The 15,818-nt window shown below is 71.0% G+C and carries 20 protein-coding genes; 9 read left to right on the top strand and 11 right to left on the bottom strand.

The window, feature by feature from the left end; translation table 11 throughout:
* Positions 1-120: 120 nt before the first annotated feature.
* From ABGB01_RS44555 to ABGB01_RS44540, 4 genes are all read left to right on the top strand, one after another.
* The gene (locus ABGB01_RS44555; protein WP_347780272.1) at positions 121-609 is read left to right on the top strand and encodes an FABP family protein; all 489 of its coding nucleotides are present in this window, start codon (positions 121-123) and stop codon (positions 607-609) included.
* 4 nt (positions 610-613) lie between these two features.
* A complete protein-coding gene (locus ABGB01_RS44550; protein WP_347780270.1) occupies positions 614-910 on the top strand; it encodes a DUF2470 domain-containing protein in 297 nt (98 codons plus the stop codon).
* A 341-nt stretch (positions 911-1,251) separates the two neighbouring features.
* Positions 1,252-1,665, top strand: a complete 414-nt coding sequence (locus tag ABGB01_RS44545; RefSeq protein ID WP_347616928.1) for a Fur family transcriptional regulator — start codon at positions 1,252-1,254, stop codon at positions 1,663-1,665.
* A gap of 10 nt (positions 1,666-1,675) precedes the next feature.
* Positions 1,676-2,614, top strand: coding sequence for a folate-binding protein (locus tag ABGB01_RS44540; RefSeq protein ID WP_347780269.1), 939 nt, complete (start codon positions 1,676-1,678; stop codon positions 2,612-2,614).
* Between the two features lie 42 nt (positions 2,615-2,656).
* Here the strand turns inward: ABGB01_RS44540 and dtd are convergent, their stop codons facing one another.
* Positions 2,657-3,082 (bottom strand): D-aminoacyl-tRNA deacylase, encoded by a 426-nt coding sequence (dtd, locus tag ABGB01_RS44535; protein WP_347780268.1) that lies wholly within the window; start codon positions 3,080-3,082, stop codon positions 2,657-2,659.
* Between the two features lie 60 nt (positions 3,083-3,142).
* On the opposite strand from dtd, the gene ABGB01_RS44530 reads away from it, so the two are divergent.
* A complete protein-coding gene (locus ABGB01_RS44530; RefSeq protein WP_347780266.1) occupies positions 3,143-4,057 on the top strand; it encodes an asparaginase in 915 nt (304 codons plus the stop codon).
* 63 nt (positions 4,058-4,120) lie between these two features.
* On the opposite strand, the gene ABGB01_RS44525 is transcribed toward ABGB01_RS44530, so the two are convergent.
* Positions 4,121-5,728 carry a DUF2207 domain-containing protein gene (locus tag ABGB01_RS44525; RefSeq protein WP_347780264.1) on the bottom strand — a complete coding sequence of 536 codons (1,608 nt, stop codon included), beginning with the start codon at positions 5,726-5,728 and terminating at the stop codon, positions 4,121-4,123.
* Between the two features lie 28 nt (positions 5,729-5,756).
* Positions 5,757-6,845: an FAD-dependent monooxygenase gene (locus ABGB01_RS44520; protein WP_347780262.1), complete on the bottom strand. Its 1,089-nt coding sequence runs from the start codon at positions 6,843-6,845 to the stop codon at positions 5,757-5,759.
* A gap of 109 nt (positions 6,846-6,954) precedes the next feature.
* Between ABGB01_RS44520 and ABGB01_RS44515 the strand changes: the two genes are divergently transcribed.
* Positions 6,955-7,914, top strand: a complete 960-nt coding sequence (locus tag ABGB01_RS44515; RefSeq protein WP_347780261.1) for a GntR family transcriptional regulator — start codon at positions 6,955-6,957, stop codon at positions 7,912-7,914.
* Between the two features lie 42 nt (positions 7,915-7,956).
* Here the strand turns inward: ABGB01_RS44515 and ABGB01_RS44510 are convergent, their stop codons facing one another.
* Positions 7,957-8,691, bottom strand: coding sequence for an alanyl-tRNA editing protein (locus ABGB01_RS44510; RefSeq protein WP_347616921.1), 735 nt, complete (start codon positions 8,689-8,691; stop codon positions 7,957-7,959).
* Between the two features lie 28 nt (positions 8,692-8,719).
* Between ABGB01_RS44510 and ABGB01_RS44505 the strand changes: the two genes are divergently transcribed.
* Positions 8,720-9,400 (top strand): SGNH/GDSL hydrolase family protein, encoded by a 681-nt coding sequence (locus ABGB01_RS44505; RefSeq protein WP_347780260.1) that lies wholly within the window; start codon positions 8,720-8,722, stop codon positions 9,398-9,400.
* On the opposite strand, the gene ABGB01_RS44500 is transcribed toward ABGB01_RS44505, so the two are convergent.
* The 5 genes from ABGB01_RS44500 to ABGB01_RS44480 form a co-directional block, all read right to left on the bottom strand.
* Positions 9,401-9,769, bottom strand: coding sequence for a DUF2516 family protein (locus ABGB01_RS44500; RefSeq protein ID WP_347616919.1), 369 nt, complete (start codon positions 9,767-9,769; stop codon positions 9,401-9,403).
* A 121-nt stretch (positions 9,770-9,890) separates the two neighbouring features.
* Positions 9,891-10,340 carry a hypothetical protein gene (locus ABGB01_RS44495; protein ID WP_347780258.1) on the bottom strand — a complete coding sequence of 150 codons (450 nt, stop codon included), beginning with the start codon at positions 10,338-10,340 and terminating at the stop codon, positions 9,891-9,893.
* A 3-nt stretch (positions 10,341-10,343) separates the two neighbouring features.
* A complete protein-coding gene (locus ABGB01_RS44490; RefSeq protein ID WP_347616917.1) occupies positions 10,344-10,835 on the bottom strand; it encodes a helix-turn-helix transcriptional regulator in 492 nt (163 codons plus the stop codon).
* Positions 10,836-10,895: 60 nt separating this feature from the next.
* On the bottom strand, positions 10,896-11,801 hold the full coding sequence (locus ABGB01_RS44485) for a M56 family metallopeptidase (protein ID WP_347780256.1): 906 nt from the start codon (positions 11,799-11,801) through the stop codon (positions 10,896-10,898).
* Entirely contained in the window at positions 11,798-12,154 is a 357-nt protein-coding gene (locus ABGB01_RS44480) for a BlaI/MecI/CopY family transcriptional regulator (protein ID WP_132516909.1), read from the bottom strand. Before ABGB01_RS44480 ends, ABGB01_RS44485 begins: the two co-directional genes overlap by 4 nt.
* Positions 12,155-12,331: 177 nt before the next feature.
* Between ABGB01_RS44480 and ABGB01_RS44475 the strand changes: the two genes are divergently transcribed.
* Positions 12,332-12,835 (top strand): O-acetyl-ADP-ribose deacetylase, encoded by a 504-nt coding sequence (locus ABGB01_RS44475; protein ID WP_347780254.1) that lies wholly within the window; start codon positions 12,332-12,334, stop codon positions 12,833-12,835.
* Here the strand turns inward: ABGB01_RS44475 and ABGB01_RS44470 are convergent.
* Together ABGB01_RS44470 and ABGB01_RS44465 are read right to left on the bottom strand one after the other, a co-directional pair.
* Positions 12,832-13,638, bottom strand: a complete 807-nt coding sequence (locus tag ABGB01_RS44470) for a class I SAM-dependent methyltransferase (RefSeq protein WP_347780252.1) — start codon at positions 13,636-13,638, stop codon at positions 12,832-12,834. The genes ABGB01_RS44475 and ABGB01_RS44470 overlap by 4 nt on opposite strands.
* A gap of 24 nt (positions 13,639-13,662) precedes the next feature.
* Positions 13,663-14,406 (bottom strand): SDR family NAD(P)-dependent oxidoreductase, encoded by a 744-nt coding sequence (locus tag ABGB01_RS44465; RefSeq protein WP_347780251.1) that lies wholly within the window; start codon positions 14,404-14,406, stop codon positions 13,663-13,665.
* Between the two features lie 170 nt (positions 14,407-14,576).
* On the opposite strand from ABGB01_RS44465, the gene mshA reads away from it, so the two are divergent.
* The gene (gene mshA, locus ABGB01_RS44460; RefSeq protein ID WP_347780275.1) at positions 14,577-15,815 is read left to right on the top strand and encodes a D-inositol-3-phosphate glycosyltransferase; all 1,239 of its coding nucleotides are present in this window, start codon (positions 14,577-14,579) and stop codon (positions 15,813-15,815) included.
* Positions 15,816-15,818 lie beyond the last annotated feature (3 nt).

The following is a 15,818-nucleotide window of genomic DNA, read 5'->3' as shown; positions in this document are numbered from 1 at the left end:
GAAGGCAGCGTAACCATGTCAAGAAGATCATCGGTAAGCCGTATGCGGGAAAACCGCACGTACGGAATTGAAAGGGGGATGGGGAACCGGGCCTTCACGGCACCGCGCCCCTGACTACCAATGGAAGAACCTGAGGTGCACCCCGACCTGGAGCCGATCGCGTTCCTGCTGGGGCGGTGGGAAGGCGCCGGCGTGGGCGGCTATCCGACGATCGAGAGCTTCAACTTCGGGCAGGAGATCGAGTTCGGGCACAACGGCAAGCCGTTCCTGACGTACGTGAGCCGCACGTGGCTGCTCGACGACGCGGGCGACCGGGTCAGACCGCTGGCCACGGAGTCGGGATACTGGCGGCCGCAGCCCGACAGGCAGGTCGAGGTGGTGCTGTCGCACCCCACCGGCATCGTCGAGATCTACCTCGGCGAGGTCGTCTTCAACAAGATCGAGCTGTACACCGACGTGGTCGCGCGCACCTCCTCGGCGAAGGAGTACACCGCGGGTCACCGGCTCTACGGGCTCGTCAACGGCAACCTCATGTGGGCTTACGAGATGGCCGCCGTCGGACACCCGCTCACGGACCACATGTCGGCCGAGCTGAAGAAGGTAGCTTGAGGCGATGAGCACGCCATTCACTCCCGCCGCCGTTCAGGCGATCAAAAGCCACATGAACGACGACCATCCCGACGACGCGCTGATCATCGTACGCGGGCTCGCGGGCCGGCCGGAGGCGACCACCGCCTTGACGAGCGACGTCGACGCCGAGGGCATCGAGTTCACCGTGGACGGCGGCGAGCGGGTGCGGGTGCCGTGGGGCGAGACGCTGACCGAGCGCTCCCAGGTGCGCATGGCCGTCGTACGCCTCTATCGCGACGCGTGCGACAAGCTGGGCATCCCGGCCCGGGGGCAGCACTGACCCGGGCGAACCGGGTCCGGACATGAAGAGGGCCCCGGGCGACGCTCCGCCTGCCGAGCAGGCGGGCCGGATGGACCATGGTCGGGATGACATCCCGCCCTCCGGCTGCCAGGGGCCCCGGTGGTTGCCTCGTATTCGCGAACGCCACGAGACAACGAGTCCGCAGCGCTAGCGGACAACCACCTCGCTAGTCCAACTATGAATCACCATTGTTCGGACCACCTCCTTTCCGCGTACCAACGAAGCTATGCGCTCCGGCTCAGAAGGGGCAAGCGAATATCGGCCCGGCCTCGTCCGGCCGTCCGCCGGCAGCTCACGGCCACGCGCCTTACACTCGGGACATGACGGAGACGCAGTGGCACGAGCAACTCCGCGCCAAGGGCTACCGGGTGACTCCCCAGCGCCAGCTCGTCCTCGAGGCGATCAAGGAGCTGATGCACGCCACGCCGGAGGAGATCTGCGTCAAGGTCCGTGAAACGGCCCGCGGCGTCAACATCTCGACGGTCTACCGCACGCTGGAGCTGCTCGAAGAGCTCGGCCTGGTCACCCACACCCATCTCGGCCACGGCGCGCCGACCTACCATCTGGCCGCCGAGGCCGACCACGTGCACCTGGTGTGCCGGGGCTGCGACGAGGTGATCGAGGTGCGTCCCGAGATGGCCGAGGGGCTGGTCAAGGGCCTGGACGAAGAGCTCGGGTTCGTCGCCGACGTGCACCACCTGACCGTCTTCGGGCGCTGCCGCAACTGCCGATAGCCTGGAGGGCATGCGTAGCCCTCTGCTCGACCTTCCCGGGGCCGTCGCCGCCGACGCCCCGGACTCCGACGTAGCCGCCCACTACGGCGACCTGTTCGCCGAGCAGCGCGCGCTGGCCAAGGGCGAGGCGGTCGTCGACCGCAGCAACCGCGAGGTGATCCGTGTCTCGGGCGCCGACCGGCTGAAATGGCTCAACGACCTGACCTCGCAGAAGCTCGACGCGCTGACCCCCGGCGAGTGGACCCAGACGCTCGACCTCGACCTGCAGGGCCGCGTCCAGCACCACCTGACGCTCGTCGACGACGGCGAGAGCGTGCTGGCCCACGTCGACCCGGGCACCGCCCAGAGCCTGATCGACTATCTCGACCGGATGCGGTTCATGCTGCGCGTCGAGGTGTCGCGGGTCGACGACCTGGCCGTGCTGTCCACGGCCGACGAGGACTTCCTGGTGCCGCGGGCCGAGCTGCCCGAGCACCTGGGCAGGCCGGTGGCCGGATTGTGGGCCTATGAGGCGCTCAGGATCGAGGCGGGCCGGCCGCGGCTGGGGTTCGAGACCGACCACAAGACCATCCCCCACGAGGTGGGCTGGATCGGCGCGGCCGTCCACCTGACCAAGGGCTGCTACCGCGGCCAGGAGACCGTGGCACGCGTGCACAACCTGGGGCATCCGCCGCGCCGCCTGGTCTTCCTCCACCTCGACGGCAGCGTCGACACGCTGCCCCCGCACGGAGCCCCGGTGATCTTCGAGAGCCAGGAGATCGGCGTGGTCGGCACGGCGGCGCGCCACCACGAGCTGGGCCCGATCGCGCTGGCTGTGGTCAAACGCACCGTGCCGGTGGACGCGCCGCTGCTGGCCGGCGGGGTGGCCGCCACGCAGGAGGTCATCGTGCCGCCTGACGCGGGCCGCAACGTCAGCATCGACCCGTCGCTGCGCCGCCGGATCCGCTGACCCCCGGACCTCAGCGGGTCCGCCGCTCCGGCGGCTGAGGTCTCAGACCTCCAGCACGAGCGTGATCGGGCCGTCGTTGACGAGCGACACCTTCATGTCGGCGCCGAAGATCCCCGTCTCCACGCGGGCGCCCAGCGCGCGCAGCTCGGCGACGACGGCCTCCACCAGCGGCTCGGCGACCGGTCCTGGGGCCGCGGCCTGCCAGGTGGGCCGCCGGCCCTTGCGCGCGTCGCCGTACAGCGTGAACTGGCTGATCACCAGGAGCGGCGCCGACACGTCGGAGCAGGACTTCTCGCCGTGCAGGATGCGCAGGCCCCACAGCTTGGCGGCGAGCCTGGCCGCCTCGGCGTGCGTGTCGGTGTGGGTGACGCCCACCAGGACGAGCAGGCCCGGCTCGGCGACCGCCCCCACCGTCCGCCCGTCGACCTCGACCGATGCCGAACTCACTCGTTGTACGACTGCTCGCATGGACATCCATTCTGGACCAGGAAGAACCGTCCGTAGACTCGTCCCGAAAGGGGTCGCGACATGTCGGTGGTTGTGGAAGTCGTCCGGTCGGGGTTCGTGGAGTCCACGCACCAGGCGCGCATGCTGACCGTGGACGCCGAAGGGCGCCTGATCGAGACGCGCGGCGCGGTGCACGTTCCGGCCTCGCCGCGCTCGTCGTTGAAGCCGCTGCAGGCGCTCGGCATGCTCCGCGCGGGCCTGGAGCTGGAAGACGAGCTGCTCGCGCTGGCCTGCGCCTCCCACTCGGGCGAGCCCTTCCACGTCGACGGCGTCATGAAGATCCTCGCCGGGGCGGGGCTCGAGGAGACGGCCCTGCGCTGCCCCGAGGACCATCCGTTCGACAGGACGGTGACCGAGCGGAGCCGCGTCCACATGAACTGCTCGGGCAAGCACGCCGCCATGCTGGCCACCTGCGTGGCGAACGGCTGGCCGACGGAGACCTACCTGGAGCCCGGGCACCCGCTGCAGCGTACGATCCGCGAGACGGTCGAGGAGCTGACCGGGGAGCGGATCGCGGCCACCGGCGTGGACGGGTGCGGGGCGCCGCTGCACTACGTGTCGATGCTGGGGGTGGTCAAGGCGTTCCGCGCGTACGCGCTGTCCTCGCCCGACTCGTACGAACGTAAGATCTTCGACGCGATGCGCACCCACCCTGAGTGGACCTCCGGCACCGGCCGCCCCGAGGCCACGCTCATGCGGGCGCTGCCCGGGCTCATGGTGAAGGCGGGGGCGGAGGCGTTCGACGCGTTCGTGTTCGAGGACGGGCGGGCGGGCACCGTCAAGGTCGAGGACGGTTCGCAGCGCGCCCGCGTCGCCGTCACCGTGGCGGCCCTGCGCTCTCTCGGGTTCGACGCGCCCGGCCTGGCCGAGCTGGGCGCCCCAGCGGTGCTCGGCGGCGGCCGCCCGGTCGGCGAGCTGCGGGTCCGCCTGCGCTGAGGCGCGCGGGGCGTCCGGTGCGGCACAGCGGTACGGCGGCAGGGCGTGGGGGGTGAGCCCGCGTCAGAGTGTGCGGAACTGGCGGCTGGCGGAGATGGCGCCGGAGGTCGTCGTGGTGAACGTGCGCATCGAGCCGGCGAACTTGGACAGGTCCCACTCGGCGGGGCCGTGATACCAGTAGAGGTTGTCCGACTGGTGGCCGTTGCCGGTGACCGAGGCCACCACGCGCGACCAGTGCTCCACCCCGTCGAAGATCACGGCATAGGGGAGATAGCGGGAGAACAGCTCCACCCTGTGCTGTTCGGGCACGTCGCCCAGTTCGCCGGAGAAGAGATATTCGCGAAAGCCCATGGTGTGCGCGAGGGCCGCCGAGCCCTTGGCGGTCTTGGCCGGCATGTACTGGCCGCCGACGGCCAGCGCGCCGCCCGCGATGATCAGTGCCAGGCCGAGCAGCCCGTACGTCGTGAACCAGGCCAGTGCCACCGTGGACAGCAGGCCGGCGCCGATGAGCACCACGCCGATGGTCGTCCACTTAGTGCGCTCGGTGTCGGGGCGGCGGGCGAACCAGCCCTGCTCGACCACGTCCGCGTAGAGCGCGTCGCGCACCTCGCCCAGGTGGCTGGTGAACGAGCCGGACATCTGGGACAGCAGCACCGCGTCACGGCCGTCGAAAATGGCGTCGTAGAGCGCCCGCTCGTACGGCAGGAGCGCGTTGACGGGCGCGCTGGGCAGCCTGACGAGCATCCAGTCGGGCGCGTCGTACGTCTGGCGCGGCTGCTCGTCGATGCGCAGGTAGCCGCGGACTGCCAGGTCCACGATGGTGGCCGTCACGTCGACCACGTCGGCCTGCTCGTCGACGAGCGTGCCGATCTGGCCGGGACGCACCCCGTCCGGCGGCGCGAAGTGACCGTTCTGCACCGGATTGACGGAGTCCTTCTCGTGGTCGACGACCCTGGCGTCCCTGCCCCGCGTCCAGTACAGCAGGCCGAACCCGCCGAGCAGCAGGACCAGCAGGGCGGCCAGGGTGCCGCCGGTGACGAGGTCGAGGGTGAACGCGGAGGCCAGCGAGAACCGCTTCTCCAGGATGGGGGTCCCGGTGCTGGAGCCCTTCGGGTATCCGACGACCACGGTGAGCGCGTCGCCCGGCGCGATGTTCTCCTGCTCGAAGTCCGCCTGGGTGGCCGTGTGGTCCATGGACGCCGAGGTGCAGCCGATGGCCGAGGTCAGCTCGCCGGCGAAGCAGGACAGGTTCTGCACCTGGCCGGGGCCGCTCACCTTGACCGTCGCCTTGGCGACCTGCTGGTTCCAGCCGTTCACCGCGAACCAGCGCAGCTCCTCGACGTTGCCGGAGGGCGTCACCGCGCCCTTGACGTCGTACTCGACCGTCCCGCCCGTCACGGTGAGCACGCCGTCGGCGTACGTGCCGCCTTTGACGTTGGAGATCTGGTAGAGCCGGTCGTTGTCGTCGTCGTACCGGGTCCTGGTGATGAACGTGCGCTTGAGCCCCCCCGACGCCCCCGTGATCTTCTCGACCACGTGCAGGGTGCCGTCCTTGCCGAGGGTCATCGTCACCTCGTCCGTGATCCCGGCCTCCGCCGCCATGGCGGGGGCTGCGGTCAACGTCAGAGCGGTGGCCGCGAGGGCTGCCATCGTGAGCCTGATACCCGTCATGGCGGCAAATCGTATCGGTTCGGACCTGTTAGTCCAGCGTGATGCTGGTAGCCGCTCGCTGAACGCTCTCCGGCGCGGCGCCCTGGCCGGGGTTCTCCAGGGCGAGTGCCTGATTCCGGGCGACGAACGGGCGCATGCGCTCCTCGTACCGGCCGCAGGCCGTCTCAGGGTTCCTGGCGAGCTCCTGAGCCAGCACGTACGCCCCCACGACGGCCAGGCTCGTGCCCTGCCCCGACATCGGCGAGGGACAGTAGCCCGCGTCGCCCACGAGCGCGACCCGCCCCGCCGACCAGCGCTCCATCTTCACCTGGGCCATCGCGTCGAAATAGAAGTCGTCGGCCTTCCACATGGCTTCCAGCAGCCGGGGCCCCTCCCAGCGCATGGCCGAGCAGTGCTCCTCGACGAGCTGCTTCTGCCGCTCGGTGTCCCGGTGGTCGTACGCGATCGGACCGGCGGTGAAGCCCAGGCCGACCCGCATGACGGCGGGGTCGTGGTCGTTGAAGAGCGCGGCTCCCATGCCGGCCTCGTTGTGCCAGGTCTGCCAGTGGTCGAGGCCGAGGAAGTTGTCGGCGGTGAAGAAGGAGATGTACGTGCCGAGGTGGTGGACGAACCGCGACTCCTCGCCGAAGACCAGACGCCTGACGTTGGAGTGCAGGCCGTCCGCGCCGAACACGTGGTCGTAGCGGCCCTGCTCGCCGCTCTCGAACGTCACGTCCACGCCCCGGGCGTCCTGGTCGAGGGCGGCGATCGAGTCGCCGTAGCGGTAGGCGGCGTCGGCGGCGCCGATGAGGACCTCGTTCAGGTCGTCGCGCATGATCTCGACGTCGGGGCCGTCGAAGCTGCCGCCGCTGAGCGTGCCCTCGGTGCTGCGCGTGATCTCGTTGCCGTCGCCGTCGACCATGGACATGCCGCGCATGGTCGTCCTCCGGGCTTTGACCTGGTCGAGGAGGCCCATCTTCGCGATCACGGTGATGGCCGCGCCCCTGAGGTCGACCGCCTGACCGCCCTTGCGGCGGGCGGGTGCCCGCTCGACGACCGTCACGTCGCAGCCGTACCGCCGCAACCAGTGTGCGAGGACGGGCCCGCCGATGCTCGCGCCGGACACCAGAACCTTCATGCCGTGCTCCCCTGTGTTCTTGAACGACGTACGCAATGTGAATGTACGCAGTACATACAGCTGCTCACAAGGCTAAGATGGGAAGATCTGTACTAGGACAGGAGGATCGATGACCGCCCCTCCCTACGCGCGCATCGTGGCCGACATCAAGCGGCGCGTGGCCGACGGCGAACTGCGTCCAGGAGAGCGGGTGCCGTCCACCAGGCAACTCGCCAGGGACTGGGGGGTGGCGCTGGCGACCGCCTCAAAGGCGCTCGCCCTGCTGGCCCGGGAAGGGGTGGTGATCGCGGAGCCGCGGGTCGGCACGGTCGTGGCGGAGCCGCGCGGGCGTGCGAGGGCCGAGTCGCGCGGTGAGCGGCCCTCCGGACCTTCTGGACGTTCCGGACGCGCGGAGCGGCCCGCGCTGCCGGGACACGACGTGACGCGCGAGCGCATCGTGCGCGCGGCCATAGAGATCGCCGACGCAGAAGGGCTGTCGGAGCTCACCATGCGCGCCGTCGCGGGCCGTCTTGGCATGGCCACGATGTCGCTCTACCGGCACGTGAGCGGCAAGGACGACCTGCTCACGCTCATGATCGACGGGGCGGTCGGGGAGTTCCCGCTGCCCGAGGAGGCCCCGGACGGCTGGCGGGCCCGCCTGGAGACGTCCGCGCGCCTGCAGTGGGCGGCCTTCCGCGAACACCCGTGGATGGCCAGGACCTCCCCGCTCACCCGGCCGCTGCCCTCGCCCGCCCTGCTCCGCCACACCGAATGGGCCCTGGCAGGGCTGGGGGACCGCCTCGACGCCACGAACAGGATGTACGTGGTCGTCCTGCTGCACAGCTACGTCCGGGGCATCGCGGCCAACCTCGACATGGAGCTCCAGGCCCGGGCCGACACCGGGATGACCGACGACGAGTGGATGAGCGGGCAGGAGGCCCGCGTGCTGGCGATCGCCGAGTCCGGCAGCGCCGCCGCCTTCCTTGGCACGCTGGCCGAGATGGGCGGCGACTTCGACCTGAAGCTCGACCGGCTCTTCGAGTTCGGGCTCGCCCGGTTGCTCGACGGCCTCGCCGTGGAGATCGGCTGAGCGGGAGATCGGCCGGCGGGTTTCGGTCGGCGGGGGGATCGGCTAGCGGGAGATCTGGATGCGCAGGCGGCGGAAGCCGCGCCCCTTGCTCTCGATCTTGGCGACCTTGATGTGGCCGATCTGCTTGGTGGAGGCCACGTGGGTGCCGCCGTCGGCCTGGGTGTCGAGGCCGACGATGTCGACGACCCGCACGTCCTGCACGGTCTCGGGCACCAGGTTGGTGGCCGTGCGGATGATGTCGGGGATGGCGAACGCCTCGGCGCGGGGGAGCACGCGCACGTCGATGCGCCGGTCGGCGACGATCTCGGCGTTGCAGGCGTCTTCGACGGCCTCCTTGAACCCCGGAGGCACCTCGGGCAGGTTGAAGTCCATCCGGGCGGTCAACTCGTCCATGTTGCCGCCGGTGACGAGGCAGCCGTAGTCACGGAACACCACCCCGCACAACACGTGCAGCCCCGAGTGGGTGCGCATGAGGGCAGAGCGGCGCTCGTCGGCCACCGCCGCCTTGACCGCCGTGCCGGCCGGCGGGACGGGGTCGCCCTCCGCCGGGATCAGGTGGAGGTCGTCGCCCTTGCGCACCCCGACGATGCGGGTCTCCACCCCCTGCCAGAGCAGAACTCCGTGATCCGCCGGCTGGCCGCCCCCACCTGGATAGAATGCCGACCTGCTCAGCACGATCCCCTCAGGCGACGACTCCAGCACCACGGCTTCGAAGTCGCGAAGATCCTGGTCTGACAGTTCGAGCCGTTGCGTCCGCCCGTGGAGGTCGTGGGTCATATCGGCAGCCTAACCCTCAGAGGTGGTCATGCGCGGCCTGACGCATCGTTCCCGAGCCGTACGGGTCGTCGCGCTGGCGGGCCTCGGCACGGCGTTCCTGAGCGGGTGCAACGCCGGCGCGGAGGCCACCCCGCCGCTGGTGCCCGCCACGCCCGTCGTGCGGCCGGCCACGCCGGTCGTGATGTTCGTGGGTGACAGCTTCACCGTGGGGTCGGGTCCGGTGCCGCGATGGAAGACGTACGCGGCGCAGACCGCGCGCCTGCTGGGCTGGCAGCCGGTCATCGCGGGCGCGGGCGGCACGGGCTATCTCAGCAAGGGGCGGGTGGGGCGTGCGTTCCAGCGTTCGTTCGAGGTGGAGCTGTCGTGGCGGCCGGCCCCCGACGTGCTGGTCGTCTCGGGCGGCCACAACGACCGGCGCTGGGGCCCGGCGCGCGTGGGGCGGGCCGCCGAGCGGCTGCTCGACGTCGTGCGCGGGCACTGGCCGGACACCAGGATCGTCATGGTCGGACCCATCTGGATGGACGGCGCACCCCCGAAGGCGTACGCCGTGCGCGACGCCCTGGCGGAGGTGGCCAGGCGCGAGGACGTGGCCTTCCTCGACCCGATGGCCACGCGCTGGCCGCCGGAGGCGGTGCTGCCTGACGGTGTGCACCCCACGGCCGCCGGGCACGAGCGCATCGCCGCCTGGCTGGCGGCCCGGCTGGCCTGACTACCAGGGGCCGTAGGGGCCGTTGCCGCCGCGCCCGCCGCCCATGCCCTTGACGGCCGGCTTCACGTCGACGATGTAGACGGTGGCCGCGATCACGGCCGCGATGGAGAAGATGCCGATGCCGATGCCGAGGAACTGCCTGTCACCGACGATCATGAAGTCGTTGAAGTAGCCCCACGCTCCTCCTGCGGAGAACAGCGTCGCCAGCACGAGGATCAGCAACCAGAGGTTCTTCTTCAGTTTGCCCGCAGAGACGAACGCGTTCGTCGGAACGCGCAGCGCGTGCACCAGCGCGTAGACCGACATGCCGAAGATGACGGCGGCGAGCACCAGGAAGAGAAGGTTGAACACACCGTTGATCAGATTCATATTCGTTGGCTCCGCCTATACGCCGCGAGGAAATCGGCTTCAGCCTAATAGGCGCCCCCGGCGCGCGGGCACCCGAGAGAGGAAAGGCCCGCCTCGCCATGGAGGCGGGCCTTTCGCCGGGTCAGGCCTTGGCCTTGGTGGTGCGGGTCTTCCTGGCCGGCTTGACGGGCTCGGCGACGGCCGGCTCGGCGGCCTCCGACACCTCTTCGAGCTCGAGTGCGGCCTCGCCGGACGCCTTGCTGACGACCTTGCGGCCACGCGTGGCGAAGTCGTCGTAGACCTCGGTGGCCTTGTGCGTCAGCTGGTCGGCGTAGCCGCGGGCCTTGTCGGGCAGCTCTCTGGCCAGGCCCTCGGCCTTGTCGGCGACCTCGCGGGCCCTGACAGGAAGCTCCTGGGTGAACGCGCGGGCCTTGACCGGGAGCTCCTGGGTGAACTCGGAGCGGCGCGACTGCAGCTTCTGCAGCTGCTCGGGCAGCTCGCGCAGCTTCTCGACGGCGTAGTCGCCGACACCCGCGACGGCGTAGAACGGCTTGGACTCGGTCAGCTTCTTGACCTCGGTGGCGAGCGTCATGGGTTAACCTTCCTTGGTTTCCTGGGTGACGTTGCCGTTGCCGGAGGGCGCCGCGTAGGGCTCAAGAGCGGCGAGAAACTCCTCGGGCAGCGGATCGTCGTCCGTTTCGGCGTCGCGCCGGGGATGAGCATTCTGGGAGGTCTGCTCGTCCCCGGCGGGCGCCTCCTTACGGAACGACTCGTAGATATCGATCAGCACTTGGCGTTGCCGTTCGGTGAGAAGCGGGTCGGCCCTGATCGCGGTGATCACATCGCTCGGCGGCTCGCGGTCCTCGATGAGGCCCGCCTGCACGTAGAGCGCCTGCGAGGAGATGCGCAGACCCTTGGCGATCTGGTTGAGAATCTCCGCGCTCGGCTTGCGCAACCCGCGCTCGATCTGGCTGAGATAGGGGTTGGAGACCCCCGCCGCCTCAGCCAGCTGGCGAAGCGAGATCTTCGCCTGCTGCCGCTGCTCGCGGATGTACTCGCCGATCGAGCCGACCTTGGGTAGTGCCATGCCTGTATTCTGCCTCGCGCTGCTTGCAATTGCAAACGCGGTGATTAACTCCAGCAAGCACTAGAGCTGGATGACCCACAGGAACGGCGTGGCGGTGAGCAAGCTCACAGCGAGCGCGATGAACCCGTAGCGGGCCGGCGTGGCCAGCTCGGGACCCGGCTTGATCAGGCGGTCGACCCGCGCCATGACGTGCTGGGCGTGCACACCGAGCATGCCCTGGGGCGTCGGCATGGCGCCCGCCGTGCCGAACCGCAGCAGTGCCGTCGCCAGCCTGCGCGGCGAGCAGAAGCGGCGGGCCCGGTCGTCGGCGGCCATCTCGATGAGCAGCTCCACCTGCGACTGCGCGTCGGCCACCACCTTCGACCAGGGCATCGCCCTGCGCAGCGCGGCGAAGGGCAGCAGCACCAGGTCGTGCCGCTCGCGTACGTGCGCCGACTCGTGCGCCAGCACGGCCGCCAGCTCGTCCTCCGACAGCAACTTGAGCGCGCCCTCGCTGACCACGACCTGCGAACGCAGCCCCGGCACGCAGTAGGCGGCGGCGCCCGGATGGTCGAGCACCCGCACGCCGGGCACGCCTGGGTCGTCGCGGGAGATCAGCGCCAGCAGCATGCGGTGGCGCCGGCGGGCCCGCAGCGCCTGCACGCCCGCCGTGATGAGCACGACCACCAGCACGGCCAGCGCGGTGAGGCCCGCGATCAGGGCGAGCACGTGCAGCGCGTCCCACGCCTGCGGCGGCGTCTCGCCCCGCCCGAACGCGATCAGCCCCTGCAGCACCCCCGTGCCGTAGGGCTGGACGGCGTAGGCGAGCATGGCGCCGGTCGTCGCCAGCCCCCACGCCACGCCGAGCGACTGCCAGACGATGACGGCCAGCCGGGGAGCCCGGGAGGTCCAGCGGGCGGTGGTGAAACGCCAGGAGCCGACCGCGCACGCCGTGGCGAGCGCCGCCAGCACCGCTGCCGTGATCACTCTTCCTCCAGCTCCGTGAGGACTCTGCGCAGGAGCTCCGCCTCCGTGCCCGACACAGCTTGGGCGAAACGGGTCAGGGCGGCCGATCGGTCACCCGTCATGTCCAATGCTTCCAGCATAAGCTCAGCGATGTACGCGTCGCGGCTTTCCGCCGGCTGATATCTCCACGCGCGGCCGTCACGGGTGCGCTCGAGGAAGCCCTTGCGGGTGAGCCGGTCGAGCACCGTCATCACCGTCGTGGGGGCGAGATCGCGGTCGGCGATGAGCCTGCCGACCTCGCGGGCGGTCAGTGCACTGCTCTGCGCCCAGAGGATGTCCATGATGCTGCGCTCAAGCTCGCCAAGACCCTTCACGCCCTTCAGACTAGCTCTACAACCTGTCGAGCTGGCATTCGGGGGCCGCGCGATTCTCCTGGCGGCGGTACGTCGGCCGCGGGGGGCGGGACTTGACGAGGGCCATACCCGCCGAGGTCAGCCAGTCCGGCGGGTGCGGTTGGCGGCGGCCGCCCATCGCGTGACACCCTCGGTCGTATGGAGATCACGCTGGTTCTCGGCGACATCACCGAGCAGGAGGCCGACGCCGTGGTGAACGCCGCCAACTCCTCCCTCATGGGCGGCGGGGGCGTCGACGGCGCCATCCACCGCCGCGGCGGGCCGGAGATCCTGGACGAGTGCAGGCGGCTGCGCGCCTCCCACTACGGCAAGGGCCTGCCGACGGGGCAGGCGGTCGCCACGACCGCGGGCCGGCTGCCCGCGCGGTGGGTGATCCACACCGTCGGGCCGGTCCACTCCCGGTCGCAGGACCGGTCCGGGCTGCTGGCCTCCTGCCACCACGAGTCGCTGCGCGTGGCCGACTCGCTCGGGGCGCGCTCGGTGGCCTTCCCCGCCATCTCGACCGGCATCTACGGCTGGCCCGTCGACGACGCGGCGCGGATCGCCCTGGAGACCGTGCGGCAGGCGGAGACGTCCGTGCTGGACGTCCGGTTCGTGCTGTTCGACGACAGGGCCTACGCCGCGTTCGCGTCGCTGCTCTAGCGGGGATCGACCGCCGACCACGGCAAGGTCAGCTCGCCGAGCCGCCACCGCGCGGGCCCGCCGAGCGGCGGCCGCAGGGGCACCGGCCATGACCCGGCCAGGACGCGCACGGCGGCCAGCCACCGCTGCCGCCTCCCATGAGCCCCGTACGCCGCGCTCACCGCCCACGCGTGGTCGAAGTCCCGCAGGAACGCGTGAATCCGCTCACCCGGCACGTTCCGGTGGATGAGGGTCTTGGGCAGCCGGTCGGCCAGGTCGGACGGCTGTTCGAAGGCGTCGAACCGGGCGGAGAAAGTGATCGTCCCCGGCCCCTCCCTGGACACCCCGGCCCAGACCGCGCGCCGCCCGTTCTCCGACGACGTGCCCTCGACCAGGACGCCGCCGGGAGCAAGCCCGTCGCGGAGCACGTCCCAGTAGCGCCAGGCCTCGGCCTCTTCGTACTGCCTGAGCACGTTGAACGCCCGCACCAGCGTCGGCGGGCGCGACACGGGCAGCTCGAAGCCGCCCAGCCGGAACGTCAGCCCCTCCCGCTCGTACGGCTTCGCAACCGCCACCCGCGCCGGGTCGATCTCGATGCCCACCACCTCGACCCGCGGCACCACCTGGCGTAACCGCCTGAACAACTCCAGCGTCGTGGTGTGGGAGGCGCCGTAGCCGAGGTCGACCACCAGCGGCCGGCCCGCGGCCCGCAGCAGCCCGCCGTGCACGGCCGCGACCCAGCGGTCGGAGCGCCGCAGCCGGTTGTGCCCGGTCGTCCCCCTCGTGATCGCCCCGACCGGCCTGCGGGCGGGGGACCTGCCCATCAGCCGGCCGCCGCGCGGGCGGCCTCAGCCACTGACGCGGTGGATCCTGTGCTGCGCCGCCTGGGCGCGGGGGCGGATGACCATGCGGTCGACGTTCACGTGGGCGGGGCGCGTCACGGTCCATGCGATCGCGTCGGCCACGTCGTCGGAGGTCAGCGGGTCGGGCACGCCTTCGTACACGCGGGCCGCGGCCGCCTCGTCGCCGCGGAACCTGGTGACCGCGAACCCCTCGCTCCGCACCATGCCCGGCGCGATCTCGACGATCCGCACCGGCTGCCCGACAAGTTCGAGGCGGAGCGTCTCGACCATCGACGTCTGCGCGTGCTTGGCCGCGCAGTAGCCGCCCCCGCCCTCGTACGACACCAGGCCCGCCGTCGAGGTCAGCATGACCAGCACGCCGTCCCCCGACTCGATCAGCCGGGGCAGCAGCGCCTGGGTCATGCGCAGGGAGCCGAGCACGTTCGTGTCGTACATCCGCTGCCAGTCGTCCAGCCGGGCCCCGGACACCGGTTCGAGGCCGAGCGCGCCGCCGGCGTTGTTGACCAGCACGTCGCAGCGGCCGAGCGCGCCCGCCAGCGCGTCGACCGACTCCTGGCAGGTCACGTCGAGCGTCACCGGCGTGATCGAGGGGACCTCGGCGGCCAGCTTGTCCAGCCGGTCGCGGCGCCTCGCGCCCGCCACCACGTCGTAGCCCTCGCCGGCGAGCCGGCGCGCGGTCGCCTCCCCGATCCCGCTGCTGGCGCCCGTCACCACGGCTGTTCTGCGCATGCCCTCATCCTGCCAGCCCCGCTGATCCGCGGCGGCGGGCAGGCCTGCCGGAGTTGTACCCCGACTGTGACTAAGTGTCGGGAATGTCGCAAAAATCTGGTGGGTTGTCATTGGTTCGGAGGTGGTGTCGAGTGAGGCGACGACGGGTCCACCGGGTCGCGACCATCAGCATGCACACGTCGCCGCTGGACCAGCCCGGCACGGGCGACGCCGGCGGCATGAACGTGTACATCGTCGAATCCGCCAAACGGCTGGCCCAGGCCGGCGTGGAGGTGGAGATCTTCACCCGCGCCACCGCCCGCGACCTGCCGCCCGTGGCCGAGCTCGCCCCGGGCGTGCTCGTCCGTCACCTCACCGCGGGCCCGTACGAGGAGATGGACAGGAGCGACCTGCCCGGCCAGCTCTGCGCGTTCCTGTCGGAGGTCCTGCGCACCGAGGCCATGTACGACCCCGGCCGCTACGACGTCATCCACTCCCACTACTGGCTGTCCGGCCAGGTCGGCTGGCTGGCCAAGGAACGCTGGGGCGTGCCCCTCGTGCACACCATGCACACCATGGCCAAGGTCAAGAACCTGCTGCTCGCCCAGGGCGACAAGCCGGAACCCCAGGCCAGGGTGGTGGGCGAGGAACAGGTCGTGGAGATCGCCGACCGCCTGGTGGCCAACACCGCCGACGAGGCGCGCGAGCTCATGGACCTGTACGGCGCCGCCGAGCAGCGCGTCGCCGTCGTGAACCCCGGCGTCAACCTCACCGTCTTCCGCCCCGCCTCGCAGGGCGCCGCCCGCCGCCGGCTGGGGTTGCCGCAGAACGCGCACGTGCTGCTGTTCGTCGGCAGGATCCAGCCGCTCAAGGCGCCCGACGTCCTGCTGCGCGCGGCCTCCAGGATGCTCATCGACGACCCGTCGCTGCGTGACCGCCTGGTGGTCGCCTGCGTGGGCGGCCCTTCCGGCAACGGCCTGGCCCGCCCGTCCGTCCTCACCGAGTTGGCGGCCGAGCTGGGCATTTCCGACATCGTACGTCTCGTGCCGCCGGTCGCGCAGGAGGAGCTGGCCGACTGGTACCGGGCCGCGTCCGTGACGGTGGTGCCCTCCTACAGCGAGTCGTTCGGCCTCGTCGCCCTGGAGTCCCAGGCCTGCGGCACCCCCGTGGCCGCCGCCGCCGTGGGAGGGCTGCGTACCGCCGTGCGCCACGACGTCTCCGGCGTGCTCGTGAACGGCCACGACCCGGCCGTCTGGGCGGGGGCGCTGCGCCGCTTCATCGCCGCGCCGCGCCGCCGCGACGAGCTCTCGCGGGGCGCCCGCGACCACGCCGCCGCCTTCGGCTGGCAGGCCACCGCCTCACGGCTCATGGAGGTGTATGCGGCCGCCGTGGCGAATATGCACAAGACGCCCGTGGCCGTGAACCTCTAGCAC

The organism is Nonomuraea sp. B5E05, assembly GCF_039880665.1.
Taxonomy (GTDB): domain Bacteria; phylum Actinomycetota; class Actinomycetes; order Streptosporangiales; family Streptosporangiaceae; genus Nonomuraea.
Note: the sequence above shows the minus strand (reverse complement) of the source record. Positions and strands in the feature narration are given on the sequence as shown.

Bases quoted from the DNA above. Each gene is read 5' to 3' on its own strand.
- ABGB01_RS44555 (WP_347780272.1), top strand. From the start codon at position 121: ATGGAAGAACCTGAGGTGCACCCCGACCTGGAGCCGATCGCGTTCCTG.
- ABGB01_RS44550 (WP_347780270.1), top strand. From the start codon at position 614: ATGAGCACGCCATTCACTCCCGCCGCCGTTCAGGCGATCAAAAGCCAC.
- ABGB01_RS44545 (WP_347616928.1), top strand. From the start codon at position 1,252: ATGACGGAGACGCAGTGGCACGAGCAACTCCGCGCCAAGGGCTACCGG.
- ABGB01_RS44540 (WP_347780269.1), top strand. From the start codon at position 1,676: ATGCGTAGCCCTCTGCTCGACCTTCCCGGGGCCGTCGCCGCCGACGCC.
- dtd (WP_347780268.1), bottom strand. From the start codon at position 3,082: ATGCGAGCAGTCGTACAACGAGTGAGTTCGGCATCGGTCGAGGTCGAC.
- ABGB01_RS44530 (WP_347780266.1), top strand. From the start codon at position 3,143: ATGTCGGTGGTTGTGGAAGTCGTCCGGTCGGGGTTCGTGGAGTCCACG.
- ABGB01_RS44525 (WP_347780264.1), bottom strand. From the start codon at position 5,728: ATGACGGGTATCAGGCTCACGATGGCAGCCCTCGCGGCCACCGCTCTG.
- ABGB01_RS44520 (WP_347780262.1), bottom strand. From the start codon at position 6,845: ATGAAGGTTCTGGTGTCCGGCGCGAGCATCGGCGGGCCCGTCCTCGCA.
- ABGB01_RS44515 (WP_347780261.1), top strand. From the start codon at position 6,955: ATGACCGCCCCTCCCTACGCGCGCATCGTGGCCGACATCAAGCGGCGC.
- ABGB01_RS44510 (WP_347616921.1), bottom strand. From the start codon at position 8,691: ATGACCCACGACCTCCACGGGCGGACGCAACGGCTCGAACTGTCAGAC.
- ABGB01_RS44505 (WP_347780260.1), top strand. From the start codon at position 8,720: ATGCGCGGCCTGACGCATCGTTCCCGAGCCGTACGGGTCGTCGCGCTG.
- ABGB01_RS44500 (WP_347616919.1), bottom strand. From the start codon at position 9,769: ATGAATCTGATCAACGGTGTGTTCAACCTTCTCTTCCTGGTGCTCGCC.
- ABGB01_RS44495 (WP_347780258.1), bottom strand. From the start codon at position 10,340: ATGACGCTCGCCACCGAGGTCAAGAAGCTGACCGAGTCCAAGCCGTTC.
- ABGB01_RS44490 (WP_347616917.1), bottom strand. From the start codon at position 10,835: ATGGCACTACCCAAGGTCGGCTCGATCGGCGAGTACATCCGCGAGCAG.
- ABGB01_RS44475 (WP_347780254.1), top strand. From the start codon at position 12,332: ATGGAGATCACGCTGGTTCTCGGCGACATCACCGAGCAGGAGGCCGAC.
- ABGB01_RS44470 (WP_347780252.1), bottom strand. From the start codon at position 13,638: ATGGGCAGGTCCCCCGCCCGCAGGCCGGTCGGGGCGATCACGAGGGGG.
- ABGB01_RS44465 (WP_347780251.1), bottom strand. From the start codon at position 14,406: ATGCGCAGAACAGCCGTGGTGACGGGCGCCAGCAGCGGGATCGGGGAG.
- mshA (WP_347780275.1), top strand. From the start codon at position 14,577: ATGCACACGTCGCCGCTGGACCAGCCCGGCACGGGCGACGCCGGCGGC.